Annotated in this window: 16 protein-coding genes; 13 read left to right on the top strand and 3 right to left on the bottom strand. The window is 61.5% G+C overall.

The genetic code is table 11. The features are described from left to right. Positions 1-8: 8 nt before the first annotated feature. Entirely contained in the window at positions 9-1,055 is a 1,047-nt protein-coding gene (locus tag AC07NV_RS20925; RefSeq protein ID WP_495168318.1) for a type II secretion system F family protein, read from the top strand. A 60-nt stretch (positions 1,056-1,115) separates the two neighbouring features. Here AC07NV_RS20925 and AC07NV_RS20920 read toward each other — a convergent pair whose 3' ends face one another. After that, positions 1,116-2,120, bottom strand: a complete 1,005-nt coding sequence (locus tag AC07NV_RS20920; protein ID WP_495168317.1) for a fumarylacetoacetate hydrolase family protein — start codon at positions 2,118-2,120, stop codon at positions 1,116-1,118. Positions 2,121-2,177: 57 nt separating this feature from the next. Next, positions 2,178-2,591, bottom strand: a complete 414-nt coding sequence (locus tag AC07NV_RS20915) for a hypothetical protein (protein ID WP_495168508.1) — start codon at positions 2,589-2,591, stop codon at positions 2,178-2,180. A 148-nt stretch (positions 2,592-2,739) separates the two neighbouring features. On the opposite strand from AC07NV_RS20915, the gene AC07NV_RS20910 reads away from it, so the two are divergent. From AC07NV_RS20910 to AC07NV_RS20895, 4 genes are all read left to right on the top strand, one after another. Continuing rightward, positions 2,740-3,972, top strand: a complete 1,233-nt coding sequence (locus tag AC07NV_RS20910) for a sensor histidine kinase (RefSeq protein ID WP_495168316.1) — start codon at positions 2,740-2,742, stop codon at positions 3,970-3,972. A gap of 189 nt (positions 3,973-4,161) precedes the next feature. Continuing rightward, positions 4,162-4,368, top strand: a complete 207-nt coding sequence (locus AC07NV_RS20905; protein ID WP_487791416.1) for a cold-shock protein — start codon at positions 4,162-4,164, stop codon at positions 4,366-4,368. Between the two features lie 3 nt (positions 4,369-4,371). Next, the gene (infA, locus tag AC07NV_RS20900; protein ID WP_058538445.1) at positions 4,372-4,635 is read left to right on the top strand and encodes a translation initiation factor IF-1; all 264 of its coding nucleotides are present in this window, start codon (positions 4,372-4,374) and stop codon (positions 4,633-4,635) included. Between the two features lie 233 nt (positions 4,636-4,868). After that, positions 4,869-5,093 carry a hypothetical protein gene (locus tag AC07NV_RS20895; RefSeq protein WP_495168315.1) on the top strand — a complete coding sequence of 75 codons (225 nt, stop codon included), beginning with the start codon at positions 4,869-4,871 and terminating at the stop codon, positions 5,091-5,093. 11 nt (positions 5,094-5,104) lie between these two features. Here the strand turns inward: AC07NV_RS20895 and aptA are convergent, their stop codons facing one another. Then, a complete protein-coding gene (gene aptA / locus AC07NV_RS20890) occupies positions 5,105-6,421 on the bottom strand; it encodes an omega-aminotransferase AptA (RefSeq protein ID WP_495168314.1) in 1,317 nt (438 codons plus the stop codon). Positions 6,422-6,677: 256 nt separating this feature from the next. On the opposite strand from aptA, the gene AC07NV_RS20885 reads away from it, so the two are divergent. The 8 genes from AC07NV_RS20885 to AC07NV_RS20850 all read left to right on the top strand — a co-directional run bounded on the left by AC07NV_RS20885 (position 6,678) and on the right by AC07NV_RS20850 (position 16,180). Then, complete coding sequence (locus AC07NV_RS20885) at positions 6,678-8,024, top strand: glutamine synthetase family protein (RefSeq protein ID WP_495168313.1); 1,347 nt, start codon at positions 6,678-6,680, stop codon at positions 8,022-8,024. A 14-nt stretch (positions 8,025-8,038) separates the two neighbouring features. Next, entirely contained in the window at positions 8,039-9,319 is a 1,281-nt protein-coding gene (locus AC07NV_RS20880; protein WP_495168312.1) for an NAD(P)/FAD-dependent oxidoreductase, read from the top strand. Next, on the top strand, positions 9,316-10,659 hold the full coding sequence (locus AC07NV_RS20875) for an aspartate aminotransferase family protein (protein WP_495168311.1): 1,344 nt from the start codon (positions 9,316-9,318) through the stop codon (positions 10,657-10,659). The genes AC07NV_RS20880 and AC07NV_RS20875 overlap by 4 nt, the downstream gene beginning before the upstream one ends. 7 nt (positions 10,660-10,666) lie before the next feature. Continuing rightward, positions 10,667-12,058, top strand: a complete 1,392-nt coding sequence (locus AC07NV_RS20870; RefSeq protein WP_495168310.1) for a glutamine synthetase family protein — start codon at positions 10,667-10,669, stop codon at positions 12,056-12,058. A gap of 106 nt (positions 12,059-12,164) precedes the next feature. Next, on the top strand, positions 12,165-13,271 hold the full coding sequence (locus AC07NV_RS20865) for an ABC transporter substrate-binding protein (RefSeq protein WP_495168309.1): 1,107 nt from the start codon (positions 12,165-12,167) through the stop codon (positions 13,269-13,271). 25 nt (positions 13,272-13,296) lie between these two features. Then, on the top strand, positions 13,297-14,202 hold the full coding sequence (locus AC07NV_RS20860) for an ABC transporter permease (RefSeq protein ID WP_495168308.1): 906 nt from the start codon (positions 13,297-13,299) through the stop codon (positions 14,200-14,202). After that, positions 14,202-15,047: an ABC transporter permease gene (locus tag AC07NV_RS20855; RefSeq protein ID WP_495168307.1), complete on the top strand. Its 846-nt coding sequence runs from the start codon at positions 14,202-14,204 to the stop codon at positions 15,045-15,047. Before AC07NV_RS20860 ends, AC07NV_RS20855 begins: the two co-directional genes overlap by 1 nt. 2 nt (positions 15,048-15,049) lie before the next feature. Beyond that, positions 15,050-16,180 (top strand): ABC transporter ATP-binding protein, encoded by a 1,131-nt coding sequence (locus AC07NV_RS20850; RefSeq protein ID WP_495168306.1) that lies wholly within the window; start codon positions 15,050-15,052, stop codon positions 16,178-16,180. The last annotated feature ends 141 nt before the right edge of the window (positions 16,181-16,321 follow it).

Genomic DNA, 16,321 nt, shown 5'->3' with positions numbered 1-16,321 from the left:
AAAAACAAGTGAACAGCAGCCTCCTTCTCTCCTCGGCCTTCACCGGTGCCCAACGCGGCCCGACGCTGCTCGGCGTCGACGTCATATGGGTAGGCACACTGCTGGCGGCGGTTGGCGTCTTCGCCGTATTGTTCGCCATCTACGGTGCGCTCACTGTTCGGAACCCGATGACCAAACGCGTCAAGGCGCTGAACGACCGCCGCGAGCAATTGAAAGCCGGCATCACCGCCTCGACCACGAAGCGCCGCGCCAAACTGGTTCGCAAGAACCAGCACGCCGATAAGATGCGCACCTTTCTGGGCAAGCTTCAGGTGCTTCAGGAAGAGCAGATCAAGGATGTTCAGCAGAAGCTGGCACAGGCTGGCATCCGGTCGAAAGACTTGGCCGTAGCAGTCATTTTCGGCCGCATGGTCCTGCCGATCATATTCGGCGGCCTCGCTATTTTCCTGATCTATGGGATGGATACCTGGCCCGACATGACGCCTTTCAAACGGTCAGGCTTTACTATGGCTGCTTTGATACTCGGCTACAAAGCACCCGATCTGTTCGTGCAGAACAAGCGCGCGAAGCGCACCGACGCGATCCGCAAAGGTCTTCCCGACGCGCTCGATCTGCTCGTCATCTGCGCCGAGGCCGGTCTGACGGTTGACACCGCCTTTGCAAGGGTGTCGAAAGAGCTGGGACGTGCCTATCCCGAACTCGGAGAAGAGTTCGCGCTGACGTCGATCGAGCTGAGCTTCCTAACCGAGCGTCGCCAAGCGTTCGAAAACCTCGCTTATCGCGTCGATCTGGAATCGGTGAAGGGTGTAGTCACGACTATGATCCAGACCGAGAAATACGGCACGCCGCTCGCCAGCGCGCTGCGTGTGCTGTCGGCCGAATTCCGCAACGAGCGCATGATGCGCGCCGAGGAAAAGGCCGCGCGTCTGCCCGCGATCATGACGGTGCCCCTTATCCTGTTTATCCTGCCGTGCCTTTTCATCGTCATTCTCGGCCCAGCGGCCTGCTCGCTGAGCGACGCCATGACCGGCGGCAGCTTCGGTGGCGGCGGCTGATCGCCGTACCGACAGCAAACACATCAATCAGGGGCGGAAGCGATTCCGCCCCTGATTCTATCATCCACCGACGGTCTGTTCGATCGCGCCGAAGATGCTGTGGTGCCGATCGTCGTCCATCCAGATGCGGACGATATCGCCCTTTTGCATGAATGACGTCTTCGCCTCACCGTACTGAATCGTCTCAACCGTCCGGACCTCGGCCAGACAGCTATACCCCAGCCCGCCGGCGGCGATCGGCTTGCCCGGCCCGCCGTTGCTGTCGCGATTCGATACAGTCCCCGACCCGATGATCGTTCCGGCGCCCAGATCGCGGGTTTTTGCCGCATGGGCAATGAGCTGCCCAAAGTCGAACGTCATGTCGACCCCGGCATCCGCACGGCCAAGCGGCTGACCGTTGAAGTCGACACAAAGCGCGCCGTGCAGCTTGCCATCCTTCCATCGTTCGCCAAGTGCATCGGGTGTCACAAAAACGGGCGACATCGCGCTCGACGGCTTGGACTGGAAAAAGCCGAAGCCCTTGGCAAGCTCGGCCGGGATCAGACCGCGCAGCGACACGTCGTTGGTAAGGCCGACAAGCAGGATCTTGTCACGCGCCGCGACCGCGTCGATCCCCGCGGGCACGTCACCTGTCACAACCACCACTTCGGCCTCCATGTCGCACCCCCATGCGGGATCACCGAGCGGGATCGGGTCGCGCGGGGGCAGAAAGGCATCGCTACCACCCTGATACATCAACGGATCGTGCCAGAAGCTGTCGGGCATTTCGGCACCGCGCGCCTGTCGCACCAGCGCGACATGGTTCACATAGGCGCTTCCGTCAGCCCATTGGTAGGCGCGTGACAGCGGCGAAGCCGCCTCGCGCTCGTGAAAGCGCTCTTTCGGGATAGCATCGTGATTAAGATCTTCTGCCAATGCGGCGAGGCGCGGTGCGGCATAGGCCCAATTGTCGAGCGCAGCTTGCATCGTCGGGACGATCTGCCCAGCGTCGGCATACCAGGCAAGATCGTCCGATACGACGACCAGGCGCCCGTCGCGGCCTTGTTTGAGCGAAGCTAGTTTCACGAAAACTCCTCTGGCTGACGATGCGGCTGAACCGACATCGCCGCAAGGGAGCGAAAATCAGCGCGACGTCGTGATCGATGCGAAACAGGTAAAGCCGCTCTGCCCTGCCTGCAAGCGCCGGATATATTGCAGATAGGCTTGTGACTGATTGTACGTTGTGCCGGGCAGCGTCTGGCCGCGGAAGGCGCGCTTGACTTCCTCACCCGTGAACGGGCGCGGAAATCCGGCAAAGGCGCCCTTCGTCCCCGGCGGGACCAGCTTGCCCGAAGTATCGATATATTTGCCCGCCCCCGTCGGCCCCGGGACTGGGATCTGGCAATTCATCACCGACACCGCGGTTTGTGCGAAGGCGGGACGGATCGTCAAAGCGGCCGACACACCGACAGCACCAAGCGCCAGCATCTTGCGTCGCGAGGGCGTGGCTTCGGCGGTTTCATCGGCGTTGCCGTCGGGAATGTCGCTATTTTCCATGGTCGGCGCATAACCCAACAGGCGCACAAGGAAAAGCAAAAGACCGCGCGCTGCTTCGACCTTCCCTCTTTGGGACATCCAGGCATCGAGCGTTAACGGCTGCAAACATCCTTGCACTCGCCACCTTGTCATGCGAGGCGCAGCGGCGATGTTCGATCGTCTGTCCAGCCTGGTCATCGCCCTGACGCTGGTCGCCATTGCGGCGATTTTTGCCACGCTGTCGGGGGGCGATCCGCTGTCGATCGCTATCATGGTGCTCGCCGGTTTCGTCGCGGCCGCCACCGTTTACAGCGCCCTACCTGCAGCGCTGCCCGACACCCAGGGCACAGGGTTGCCGCCTGCCGACGCTCCGGTCGTTTCCTTGCTCCGCCATCCCGATTTCGCGCATTGGGTCGATCAGGAAAAGGAGCCGCTGATCGGCACGGCCGACAATATCGTGACCATCGCCAACGACGCTGCGATCCGGCTGCTCGGCCGCCACATCGTCGGGGCGGACGTCCGCACCGCCGTCCGTCATCCCGCGGCAACCGACCGGCTATCGCGCATCGATGAAAACGCCCCGCTCGACACAGTCGACCTCATCGACTTTCCGCGTCCGGGCCAGCGCTGGACGATGCGGATCGCCGCTTTGTCGGGAAGCGAATATATCATCTTCCTGTCCGACCGCTCTGCGATCGACGCGGCCGACCGGATGCGGTCCGATTTCGTCGCCAATGCAAGCCACGAACTGCGCACTCCGCTTGCTGCGATCCTCGGCTATGTCGAAACGCTGCAGGAAATGAACGGCGAGGCCGACGCGCCGACCCGCGACCGTTTTCTTGCGATCATCGAGCGCGAAGCACGACGGATGCAGCAGCTGGTCATCGATCTTCTGTCGATCTCGCGGGTCGAGGCCGACCGCTTTCGCCGCCCGACGACTCCCGTCGACCTGACCGACATCGTCCGGACCACGATCGCGCAACTGCGCGATAGCGAGCATGCACGTGCCAAAGACATCGTCGCGGAACTGGGCGGCGATCCGTTGGTGATACTCGGCGACGAAGCGCAGTTGAAACAAGCCGCGCACAACATCATCTCGAACGCCATGAAATACGGACACGCCGACACGCCCGTGACGGTCGAACTGGCGCATGAGGGCAAACGCGTGCGGTTGTCCGTCCGCGATGAAGGCGACGGCATCGCCCCCGACCATTTGCCCCGCCTGACCGAGCGCTTCTATCGCGTCGACGAAGCGCGAAGCCGGTCTGTGGGCGGCACAGGCCTTGGCCTCGCCATCGTCAAGCACATCAGCGAACGCCATCAGGGCCAACTCGATATCGACAGCGAAGTCGGCAAGGGAACGCGGGTTTCGGTAACTTTTCCGCTCAGCGTCGCGGGCTGATAGCGACGGCCTCCAAGCGCGAATCCTAGCCTAACCTTGACTTTTCGCATGTGAACGCCCATCTTCGACAGGCTATCGTCGCTTTCGACGGATTTCTTTGCCTGAATGGCGGACACGTCCCTCCTCACGCTACCTGGCGCCACCAGCATAAGCCGGTGGCAATTCCCATTCCGTGAAAGGAACAATCCCATGCCCATCGGCACTGTAAAATTCTTCAACACCGACAAAGGCTATGGCTTCATCGCCAACGAAGACGGCTCGGGCGATAATTTCGTCCATATCACCGCCCTCGAACGCGCCGGGATGTCGACGCTGAACAAGGATCAGCGCGTTTCCTACGATGTTGAAACCGACCAGCGCGGCAAAGTTTCCGCCGTCAACATCCAATCGGCCTGATCTTTGGCCAAAGAGGAACTTCTAACCCTCGACGGCCAGATCGATGAAATTCTCCCGGACGGGCGCTTCGGCGTCGTTCTGGAAAATGATCATCGGATCATCGCTTATACCGCAGGCCGGATGCGACGCTTTCGCATCCGGTCGGTCGTAGGCGATGCCGTTCGCGTCGAGATGACGCCGTATGACCTGACCAAGGGTCGCATCATCTATCGTGATCGCGGCGCCGGTCCAGCCGGCGGCGGTCCCCGCAAGGGCAATCGACGCTGATTTCAAACAACCAAAAACAGAATAAACTACAGGATATTATGAACTTTACATTGAATGCATTTCCCTCCCTCCTTCGGCCCTATTCCGCAATTGATGCGCGGGCCGACAAACCAGCACGGCGATCGCCGACGCTGTCGCGACGTGAACTGCGCCGCTTGATCGCTCAAATGGTCGACTGACTTTAACTTTACAGTCCGGCCCTTCTACCACCTGCAACTCCAAGGATTTCCGCCATGTCGAACACCAGCGATTTCTACCTGATTCAGGCGGATAAGTGCGCGTCGGACGCGGCGGAAAGCAGCTTGTCGCAGGTCCGTGACCGCAATCTGCGCGCCGAACAGGCGTGGCGCACGATGGCCGAACGTCTGATCCAGACCGAAGCCACGCGCGCGCGGCAGGTTGCCGTCGCGGCCGCCAAGGCAGAAGCAAACGCCGAAGCGAACGCCATCGCCGACTGACGGGACTCCTGTCAGTCGATGCGATCGAGCAGATCGCCGATTTTACCGAACATCTCGTCGACCTGCTCCTTCTCGACGATCAGCGGCGGCGACAGCGCAATGATGTCGCCAGTCGCACGAACGAGCAATCCATTGTCAAAACAGGCGTGGAACAATTCCATCGCACGCGCGGTCGGGGCACCGGAGCGCGGTTCCAGTTCGATGCCCGCCACCAGCCCGATCGTGCGGATGTCGATGATATGGCGTCGTCCTTTCAGGCTATGCGCCGCATCTTCCCAGTATAAAGCCAGGTCATTCGCACGGGCAAACAGGCCGTCCCGCGCATAAAGATCCAGCGTCGCGAGGCCCGCGGCGCTCGCCAGCGGATGCCCCGAATAGGTGTAACCGTGGAACAGCTCGATCCCGCCCGGCACGCTGTCGATCACGGCATCGTGCAGTTCGCGCTTTACCGCGACAGCACCCATCGGCACCGCGGCGTTGGTCAGCCCCTTTGCCATCGTGATGATGTCGGGCGTCACGCCCCACTGTCCCGCCGCGGTTGCGCCGCCGACGCGGCCGAAGGCGGTGATCACTTCGTCAAAGATCAAGATGATGCCATGCTTGTCGCAAATCTCGCGCAGGCGCTGGAGATAACCAACGGGTGGCACGAGTACGCCCGTCGAACCCGCCATCGGTTCGACGATCACCGCCGCGATCGTATCGGCCCCATGCAGGTCGACGAGCCGCTGAAGGTCTTCGGCCAGTTCGGCGCCATGCTGCGGAAAACCCCGCGTGAAGGCGTTGCGTTCGATGTCGTGCGTGTGACGGAGATGATCGACGCCGGGCAGCCCGACGCCAAAAGCACGCCGATTGTTGACGAGCCCGCCGACGCTGATCCCGCCGAAGCCGGTACCATGATAACCGCGCTCGCGCCCGATTAGCCGAGTACGCGTCCCCTGCCCCCTCGCCCGTTGGATATTGAGTGCAATTTTCAGCGCCGTATCGACCGATTCGGAGCCGCTGTTGGTGAAGAATATCCGGTCGAGCCCTTCGGGCATCAACTCGGCAAGACGCTGCGCGAGCTCGAACGGAAGCGGATGCCCAAGCTGGAAGGTCGGCGCGAAATCCAGCGTCGCCGCGGCCTTTGCAATCGCTTCGGTAATCTCGGGGCGGCAATGCCCCGCGTTGCTGCACCACAGCCCCGCCGTGCCGTCGAGGATCGTGCGCCCGTCACCGCTTTGGTAATGCATGCCGCTTGCCGAGACGAGCTGGCGCGGGTTCGCTTTGTACGACCGGTTGGCGGTAAAGGGCATCCAGAAGGACGCCAGCTGGTCATTGTCACCCTTCATCGCGATCTCCTTTAAACCTGTCATTGCGAGGAGCGCAGCGACGAAGCAATCTCCAGCTCTCGACCTGAAGAATGGCCGATAGCTGGAGATTGCTTCGCTTCGCTCGCAATGACAACCGGCTTTCGCGCAAGCAAAGAATTCAGCATCGTTTCATGCCAAAACCGGCAGAATAGCGACCCCCTCTGGCGCTCTGCCCAACTTCACGATACGCTGCCCCCGCACAACAGGGCCGGTTCCTCGGCCCAATCGGGGGCTCATGTCAGTCAATCTGGAACAATGGATCAGCGACCATAATATCGACGAAGTCGAATGCATCGTCCCCGACATCAACGGGGTCCAGCGCGGCAAGGTGCTGCCGGCCAAGAAGTTTCTGTCATCGGTGAAGGACAAGTCGCTACGCATTCCGGGCAGCGTCTTCATCTGCACGATCGACGGCCATTATCCCGAAGACATCGACGACATCTGGGACAAGGATCCCGACAAGATCTTGATCGCCGACCCGAGCACGATCTGCGTCGCGCCGGGCTTCAAATCACCCACCGCGTTCGTCATCGCCGACGCCTTCAACGGCGACGGCAGCGAAGTCGACATCGCACCGCGCACCATTTTGAAGAAGGTGCTCGCGCTTTATGCCGAAAAGGGCTGGAAACCGATCATTGCGCCCGAGGTCGAATTCTATCTCGTATCGCAGAACACCGACCCCGATTTTCCATTGACCCCGCCCACAGGTCAGTCGGGGCGGAGCGAGACGGCGAGCCAGCCTTACGGGCTCGAGGCGATGAACGAATATGAAGACATCATCGATCATATCTATGACGATTGCGAGTTGATGGGACTCGATATCGACACGATGATCCACGAAATGGGCGCCGCGCAGCTCGAGGTCAATTTCGAGCATGGCGACCCGCTGCGCCTTGCCGACGAAGTGTTCCTGTTCAAGCGCGTCGTACGCAACGTCGCCAAGCAGCATGACGTTTACGCGACCTTCATGGCCAATCCGATGGCGGGTCAACCGGGCAGCGCGATGCATATTCACCAGTCGGTCGTCGATGCTACCACCGGCAAGAATCTGTTCTCGACCGCCAATGGCCGCGATAGCGCGATGTTCCGCAGTTATATCGCGGGACTGGTGCGCTACATGCCGCAAATCTCGCCGCTGTGGGCCCCCAATGTGAACAGCTTCCGTCGGATGCGCCCCGACAGCGCGGCGCCGATCAACGTCCAGTGGGGCGAGGATAATCGCTCGTGCGGATTCCGCGTGCCGATTTCGGACAAGGCTAACCGCCGCGTCGAAAACCGCCTGCCGGGCGCCGACAGCAATCCCTATCTCGCGATCGCGGCGTCGCTGATCTGCGGCTATATCGGCGTCGTCGACCGTATGGTGCCAGCGAAAGCGATCACCGGCAGCGCCTACAACCGCGCGCGCACCCTGCCCCGCACCCTTGAAGCTGCGCTCGACCGTTTCAGTTCGTGCAAGAAGGTCCGCAACCTGCTCGGCGACGATTTCTTCGAAATCTTCTTTGCGGTGAAAGATTATGAGCTGTTCAATTATCAGTCGGTCGTGTCGAGCTGGGAACGCGAACATCTGTTGATGCGGGTCTGAGCCGCCGCACGGCCATGACCGATCCGCTGACCTACAGCTATTATGGCGGGAGCGCGCATCGCTGGCCTCCGCAGCCGCGGCTGGATGGCGATCGCCACTGCGATGTCGTGGTCATTGGCGGTGGGTTCACCGGCCTGTCTGCCGCGCTCGCTTGCGCCGAACGCGGCTTTTCGGTGATCCTGCTCGAAAAGGAAGAGATCGCTTTCGGCGCATCGGGCCGCAACGGCGGCCAGCTCATCCCTGGCCTTCGTTGGACCGCGTCGGAATTGGAAGAGGATTTTGGTGCGGAGCGCGCCGACGCGCTCTTCGAGCTATGCTGGCGCCAGAACCGCGTGAAAGCCCGCATCGAGAAACATGATATTAGCTGCGACCTGAAGACCGGCCATCTCGAAGCGGCATGGACGCCTGCCAATTTCGACGCGATGCGACGCGAGGCCGAATATCTGTCGGCACGCTTCGGTTATCAAAGCGATGTCGTCGCCAAGGCGGACATGGGCGCACATATCGGCAGCAAGCTATATCACGGCGGGATTTACGACCAGCAAGGCGGTCATTTTCACCCGATCAACTATGCAATCGGCCTCGGCAAAGCAGCGCTCGCTGCCGGCGTGACGATATTGGAGGACTGCCGGGCATTCGGCGTCACGGACGGGGCCCGACCGGTCGTGTCCGCTTCGGGCGGGGATATTCGGGCAAGTCATGTCATTCTGGCGGCCGATAGCTGGATGAGCGATATCTGGACGCGCGATGGCGAGCCGCGTCTTGGCCGCTACACCGTGCCGATCATGAACTATAATATCGCGACCGCGCCGCTGGCAAACGCCGATGCGCTGCTGCCCAGCGATGCCGCGGTCGCCGACAGCCGTTTCGTGCTCAACTATTTCCGCCTCTCGGCCGACAAGCGCCTGATCTTCGGCGGCGGCGAACGCTATTCGCAGACCCCGCCGCGCGACATTGCGGCGTTCGTGCGCCCCTTCGTGGCGCAGGTCTTTCCGCAGATCGCCAACGCGAAAATCGACTATGGATGGGGCGGCGCGGTCGCGGTGACGATGAATCGGTTGCCGCATATCGGGCGGCGCGGGAATGTCTTTTATGCCCACGGCTTTTCGGGCCATGGCGCGCTGGTCACGACGATCGCCGGCGAGTTGATCGCAGAAGCCATGGCCGGGACCGCCGAAAGCTTCGACGTGCTCGCCAACCTGCCTTCGCGCCCCTTCCCCGGCGGTAAATGGCTGCGTCGGCCGCTCGCCACGCTGGGGTTGCTCTATTATGCCTTGAAGGACAAAATAGGGTGATCGCCGACAGCGCGATTGCGCGGATGGCAAACCGCGAGACCGAGCGTTTCCGAACCACCAACCCGCGCGCGTTTGCGCATCATTTCGCGGCAAAAGGCTGGTTCCAGTCGGTTCCTTTCCACTGGATGCGCGACTGGCCAAGTCCCGTTCCGATCGTCGCAGCCTCGGCGAAGGACGCCACGCTGACCAGCATTGACGGCCAGACCTATGACGACTTCTGCCTTGGCGACACGGCGAGCCTGTTCGGCCATTCACCCCCGGCCCTCGCCGCCGCGATCGTAAAACAGGCGCGCGAAGGGCTAAGCTATATGCTCCCCACCGAACGCGGCGCGGCGCTCTCCGGGCGGCTTGCAGCGATGTTCGGCCTGCCCTCGTGGCAGGTGACGACGACCGCGAGCGAGGCCAACCGCGCTGTGATCCGCTGGTGCCGCGGGATCAGCGGACGGACCAAAATCCTGACCTTCAACGGCGCCTATCATGGCGCGGTCGACGACGCCTTCGTCGACCTGAAGCGCAGCGCGCCGGTCATGCGCGCAAGTCTGGTCGGCCAGGTCCACGACCTCACCGACACGACGACCGTGATCGAATTCAACGACGAGGAAGCGCTGGCGGCCGCGCTCCGTCGCGGCGATATCGCCTGCGTGCTCGCCGAGCCGGTGATGACCAATGTCGGCATGGTCCGTGACGCGCCTGGCTTTCTGGCAACGCTGCGGCGGCTCTGCGACGAGACCGGCACATTGCTGGTTTTCGACGAAACCCATACCATCTCGTCGGGCTACGGCGGGCATGGCGTCACGCACGGCCCCGTGCCCGACCTGATGGTCGTCGGCAAATCGATCGGCGGCGGCGTTCCCTGCGCGGTCTACGGATTCAGCGAGGCGATCGCCGCACAAATGGCGACACTCAACCAAACGCGCCCACCCGGCCATAGCGGCATCGGCACAACGCTGTCCGCCAACGCGCTCGCGATTACCGCGATGGACGCCATGTTGTCCGACGTCATCACCCCCGCCGCTTACGCGCATATGCTGCGTGGCGCCGCAAGGTTGGTGTCAGGGCTGGAACAGGAAATCGCCGCCGCCGGCCTCGACTGGCATGTGACGCTGGTCGGCGCGCGGGTCGAGTTTCTGACCTGCGCTATCCCGCCACGCAATGGCAGCGAGGCAAAAGCGGCGATGCATCCTGAACTGGAAGCGGCGTTTCACCTCTTCCTTGCCAACCGCGGGATTTTGCTGGCGCCGTTTCACAATATGATGTTGGTGAGCCCGGTCACCGGCGATGATCAGATCGACCGGCTGGTCGGCGCCTTTGCCGACGGCGTACGTGCATTGAAGGAGTAGAGGGGCGATGTCGAAGTCATCGGGCGTGATCGCGCCGCGTGCGGAAGCCGAGGCCTTTTTCAAGGCGAACCCCGACGTCGATTCGATCGAAATGATCTACACCGACTTCGCCGGCGTCCCGCGCGGCAAGCGTCTGCGTCAGCATGAGGTGATGGCCGTCTATGAAAGCGGCCGCATGTTCCCCGGCTCGATCACCGTCGTCGACATCACCGGGCAGGATACCGTCGAAACCGGGCTCGTCTGGGAAGATGGCGACGCCGACCGCTCGATGAAACCGATCCCGGGGACGCTCGTCCGCACCCCGTGGGGCGGCAACCATGCCGCGCAGTTCCTCGTCGATTTCTACGAACTCGACGGGACGCCCCACGACCTCGACCCGCGCCACGTGCTCGGCGGTGTGATCGATCGTTTCACCGCCGACGGGTTGACCCCCGTGCTCGCGGTCGAACTCGAATTCTACCTCGTCGACCCGCGCCGCGCCCGCGATGGATCGATCCGCCCCGCGCGTCCCGGCTACAACCGCGACACGCCGCGCAATGTCGAGGTTTATGGTCTTCGCGAACTCGACGATTTCCGGCCCTTCTTCGATGCACTTTACGCGGCAACCGACGTGCAGGATCTGCCGCTCGAAAGCGCGATTTCCGAGTTCGCGCCCGGTCAGTTCGAACTCACGCTCCGCCACAAGCCTGACGCGCTGCGAGCCTGCGACGACGCGATCATGTATAAGCGCCTCGTCAAGGCGATCGCCCAGCAACAGGGCCTCGAGGCGACTTTCATGGCCAAGCCCTTCGCCGAACAGGCGGGCAGCGGCATGCACATCCATGTCTCGGTCGACGATGCCACGGGCCACAACATCTTCGCAAGCGATGACCCCGAAGGCACACCGGCTTTGCGCCACGCGATCGGCGGCATGATCGGCAGCGTCGGCGACGGCTTCGCGCTCTTCGCCCCGCACGCCAACAGCTATCGCCGCTTCAAGGCGAACAGCTACGCCCCCGTGGCACCGACCTGGGGCGTCAACAACCGCACCGTGTCGTTCCGCATCCCCGCCGGTCCGCCGCCGAGCCGCCATGTCGAGCATCGCGCGTGCGGCGCCGATGCCAATCCCTATCTGGCGGTCGCCGCGGTGCTGGCTGGCATGCATCACGGCATGGTAAACCAGACCGATCCCGGCGCAGCGGTGGTCGGCAACGGATACGACCGCGACAATTCGGCCGACGACAAGCCGCCGTCGAACTGGTTCGCGGCGGTCGATCGCTTCCACGCGTCCGGACTGATGCGCGACTATCTGGGCGAGCGCTTCGTCGACATGTTCACCATCGTGAAGCGTGTCGAGCAGGATCGATATTTTGGCGTCGTACCGACGCTCGATTATGATTGGTATCTGCGCAACGCCTGACCCCCTTTGGAACAAAATTTCAAAGATTCGTGTTGCAGCGCAAAATAGCCTCTTTCCAAGCCGCCTTTATTGAGTCAGCTTGGCGTCACAAACAGGGAGGCTGCACATGGACCTGAACGAACTGATCAAACAGACCCGCGGGCGTCGCTCGCTGCTTCAGGCCCTCGGGGTCGCGGCAGTCGGGATCAGTTTTGGCGGCCTCGCGGCGTGCAGCAAGGGCGAAGGCAAGAAGCTCGCAAACGGCGAAGAGGCCAAGCTCAACTTCTATAACTGGGACACCTACATCGGCGAGACGACGCTCGACGATTTCAAGGGCGCGACCGGCGTCGAGGTCACGATGGACCTGTTCGACAGCAACGATGTGCTGTTCGCGAAATTCAAGGCGGGCAATCCCGGCTATGATGTGATCGTGCCGTCGAACGACTTTGTCGAGCGCATGGTGCAGGCAGGCATGGTACAGGCGCTGGACCACGCGCAAATCCCGAATATCAAGAATATCGAGCCGACCTTTATCGACGTCCCCTATGACAAGGGCCGCAAATATTCGATGCCCTACACATGGCTGTCGCTCGGCATCGGTTATCGCAAGTCGAAGGTAAAAGCGAAGCCCGACAGCTGGAAAGTGCTCTTCGACAGCCCCGAATATGCCGGCCGCATCTCGTGGCTGTCCGAAGCGGGCGACATGTTCCGCCTGTACGGCAAATATCTGGGCAAGTCGGTCAATGACCTGACCGCGGCGGATATCGCGACGATCGAAGCGATGATGATCAAGCAAAAGCCCAATGTGAAGAATTTCCACGTCGACGACGGGCAAGACCTGTTGCTCAAGGGCGATGTCGACCTCGTGCTCGAGTATAATGGCGATATCGCGCAGATCATGACCGAGGATAAGGATATCGATTTTGTGGTGCCGAAGGAGGGCAGCCAGCTAAATTCGGACAATCTGTGCATCCCGAAGGGCGCCCCGCATCCCAAAAATGCCCACGCCTTCATCAATTATCTGCTCGATGCAGAAGTCGACAAGAAGATCACCGAGACGATCCTTTTCCCGACACCGAATGCGGCCGCAAAGGCGTTGATGCCGGACAGCTACAAAAAGAACCCGGTGATCTTCCCGCCCGCCGACGTGCTGGCGAAGTGCGAATATGCCAAGTTCAACCCGGAACTACAGCCGTTGTTCGAGGAAGCCTTCACCCGGGTGCGGGCGGCTTAGAGCGGCCTGAAGGAGGCATCGGGGGGTGGCCGAACAGGACTGGAAAACGAATAAAAAGACCTTTGCGGCGGTGTCGATACCGACGCTGTTCTGGGTCATCGTCTTTTTCCTCATCCCGATGGCGATCGTCTGGCTCTACAGCTTTGGCGAGAACAAGGGCCTGACCGAGATCGAGTTTTCGGGCACGCTCGAGAATTACAAGCGTGCCACCGAGTGGCTGTATCTCACGATCTTCGGAAAGAGTTTTGCTGTCGCGGCGCTCGTGACCTTGATCTGTCTGATCATCGGCTTCCCGGTCGCCATGGCGATCACCTTTGCCAGCGACAAATGGCGGCCCTGGCTGCTGCTCGGCATCATGCTGCCGTTCTGGACCAATCTGCTCATCCGCACCTATGCGTTGATGATGCTCCTCGGCACGCAAGGCTATGCCAACAAGGGGCTTGGCGCGTTGTGGGAGGGGACGAGCTGGATTAAGACCATCGTCGGGCTGCAACCGCTCCCGACATGGGAGCCGGTGCAACTGCTCTTCAACAATTTCGCCGTCGTGTTCGGGCTCGTCTATGTCCATCTGCCCTTCATGGTGCTGCCGCTTTACGCCGCACTCGACCGGCTCGACCGCAGCCTGATCGAGGCGAGCCTCGACCTGGGCGCCGGGCATTTCCGGACGATCATGCGCATCGTGGTGCCGCTTGCGGCGCCGGGGATCATCGCCGGGGTGATGATCACCTTGATCCCGGCGCTCGGCGCGTATCTCACGCCCGACCTGATGGGCGGGACCGACAGCCAGATGATCGCCAATGTCATCGAACGGCAGTTCAAGAAAGCGAATGACTGGCCGTTCGGCGCCGCCCTCTCCTTCCTCCTCATCTATGCGATGTTCGCGCTGATCGCGTTGCAATCGATGCGGAAAAAAGTGCCGGAGATCCGCTGATGGCGCTCTTCTCCCGCACCCCGATCGCGCCACTCGAATATAGCCGCACCCTGTGGATGCGTCTCTGGGTCGGAACGGTGATGCTGTTCCTCTACGCACCGCTGTTCGTCCTGATGATCTTCAGCTTCAATGACAGCAAGCGCAACGTCGTCTGGCGCGGCTTCACCACCAAATATTATGAAAAGGCGATGGGTAATGACCAGCTGGTCGAAGCACTGATCAATTCACTGACGATTGCGGCGCTCGCGACGATCGCAAGCCTCATCCTCGGTGCGGTCGCGGCGGTCATGCTATGGCGCTTCCGATTCCCGCTGAAGGGAGCCATCGACGGCACCATCTCGTTGCCGATCATCGTGCCCGAAATCTGTCTCGGCGTCGCCTTCCTGATGTTCTTCACAAAAGGGCTTCAATGGCCGACCGACCTGATCTGGCCGTTCAACCTCGGCGCGATCACCATCGCGCACATCACCTTCTGCTTCCCCTTCGTGACGATGGTCGTCCGTTCGCGCCTCGCGACCTTCAACCGCGAGCAGGAAGAGGCGGCAAAAGACCTCGGCGCGAGCGAATGGCAGGTGTTCCGCGATGTGCTGATCCCGCACATCAAACCCGCGCTCGTTGCCGGCGCGTTGCTGTCCTTCACCCTCAGCCTCGACGATTTCGTCATCACCTATTTCACCAGCGGCCCCGACACGATCACCTTCCCCGTGAAGGTCTATTCGATGGTCCGCTTCTCGGTGACGCCCGAGGTCAACGCCGCCTCGACCCTGCTCATCATCCTCACCGTCATCCTGACCGCCGTCGCGCTGAAGCTTCAGGGCGTGAAGGCCATTGCGGAAACCCATTGACCATGACCGACACCGCACGTCCGATCATCCAGATCCAGAATGTATCCAAACGCTTTGGCAAGGTGACCGCGGTCGACAATGTCAGCCTCGATATCAACTCTGGCGAATTCTTTGTCCTGCTCGGCCCGTCGGGCTGCGGCAAAACGACGCTGCTCCGGATGATCGCCGGGTTCGAGCTGCCGACCGAGGGCAAGATACTGATCGACGGTCAGGATATGGCAGGCATACCGCCAAACAAGCGCCCGGTGAACATGGTGTTCCAGAGCTATGCCGTCTTTCCGCACATGAGCGTCGCCGACAATGTCGCATACGGGCTGAAGATCGCCGGGGTTAAGGGCGGCGAGATCAGGGATCGCGTCGCCGAGTCCCTCGAACTCGTCAAACTCGGCGGATTCGAAACGCGCATGCCCGACCAGATGTCGGGCGGTCAGCGCCAGCGCGTCGCGCTCGCGCGCAGCCTCGTCATGCGCCCCAAGGTTCTGCTGCTCGACGAACCGCTGTCGGCGCTCGATGCAAAGCTGCGCGGACAAATGCAGTTCGAACTGTCGGAACTGCAGGAAAAGGTCGGCATCACCTTCGTCACCGTCACGCACGATCAGGACGAGGCGCTGTCGATGGCGTGCCGTATCGGCGTCATCAACAAGGGCGAGGTCGCGCAGCTCGCGACACCCTCGGACCTCTATGAATATCCCGCCAACCGCTTCGTCGCCGATTTCGTCGGCTCGGTGAATATTTTCGAAGGCAAGCTGACGCTCGACGATCCCGACAAGGCGGCGGTCGATTGCCCCGGCCTTGGCAAAGTCTATCTCAACCACGGCGTCACCGGCCCGCACGGCGCCGATGTGTGGATCGCGCTACGCCCCGAGAAAATCTATCTCCACGTCCCCGGCGAAGGCAAAGCGGTCAAGGCGGCGGCGCAGGATGCCCCCGAAGGCTATAATTTCGCGCGCGGCAAAATAAAGGGCATGAGCTACCTCGGCGATATCACCCTGTTCGAGATCGAACTGGAATCGGGTTCGATGCTCCGCGTATCGCGGCCGAACCTGTCGCGTCACGATCAGGAAGATTTCACCTGGGGCGACAAGGTGAGCATGCACTGGCGCGCGGACAGCCCGGTGGTTTTGCTGGGCTGAATCCGCCCTCAAATATCGTCACCCTGAACTTGTTTCGGGGTCCATGGCCGGACCTGTCTATAAACGCAGCGCTATACGAGAGCGCAGGCCATGGATGCTGAAACAAGTTCAGCATGACGAGATAGTGAATTCCGACCCTCG

The organism is Sphingopyxis sp. GW821-FHT10B01 (assembly GCF_059415685.1).
The sequence above is the reverse complement of the archived record's forward strand: the minus strand, read 5'-3'. Positions and strand labels throughout refer to the sequence as shown.

Bases quoted from the DNA above. Each gene is read 5' to 3' on its own strand.
- AC07NV_RS20895 (WP_495168315.1), top strand. From the start codon at position 4,869: ATGTCGAACACCAGCGATTTCTACCTGATTCAGGCGGATAAGTGCGCG.
- AC07NV_RS20905 (WP_487791416.1), top strand. From the start codon at position 4,162: ATGCCCATCGGCACTGTAAAATTCTTCAACACCGACAAAGGCTATGGC.
- AC07NV_RS20880 (WP_495168312.1), top strand. From the start codon at position 8,039: ATGACCGATCCGCTGACCTACAGCTATTATGGCGGGAGCGCGCATCGC.
- aptA (WP_495168314.1), bottom strand. From the start codon at position 6,421: ATGAAGGGTGACAATGACCAGCTGGCGTCCTTCTGGATGCCCTTTACC.
- AC07NV_RS20870 (WP_495168310.1), top strand. From the start codon at position 10,667: ATGTCGAAGTCATCGGGCGTGATCGCGCCGCGTGCGGAAGCCGAGGCC.
- AC07NV_RS20910 (WP_495168316.1), top strand. From the start codon at position 2,740: ATGTTCGATCGTCTGTCCAGCCTGGTCATCGCCCTGACGCTGGTCGCC.
- AC07NV_RS20885 (WP_495168313.1), top strand. From the start codon at position 6,678: ATGTCAGTCAATCTGGAACAATGGATCAGCGACCATAATATCGACGAA.
- AC07NV_RS20915 (WP_495168508.1), bottom strand. From the start codon at position 2,591: ATGGAAAATAGCGACATTCCCGACGGCAACGCCGATGAAACCGCCGAA.
- AC07NV_RS20855 (WP_495168307.1), top strand. From the start codon at position 14,202: ATGGCGCTCTTCTCCCGCACCCCGATCGCGCCACTCGAATATAGCCGC.
- AC07NV_RS20865 (WP_495168309.1), top strand. From the start codon at position 12,165: ATGGACCTGAACGAACTGATCAAACAGACCCGCGGGCGTCGCTCGCTG.
- AC07NV_RS20850 (WP_495168306.1), top strand. From the start codon at position 15,050: ATGACCGACACCGCACGTCCGATCATCCAGATCCAGAATGTATCCAAA.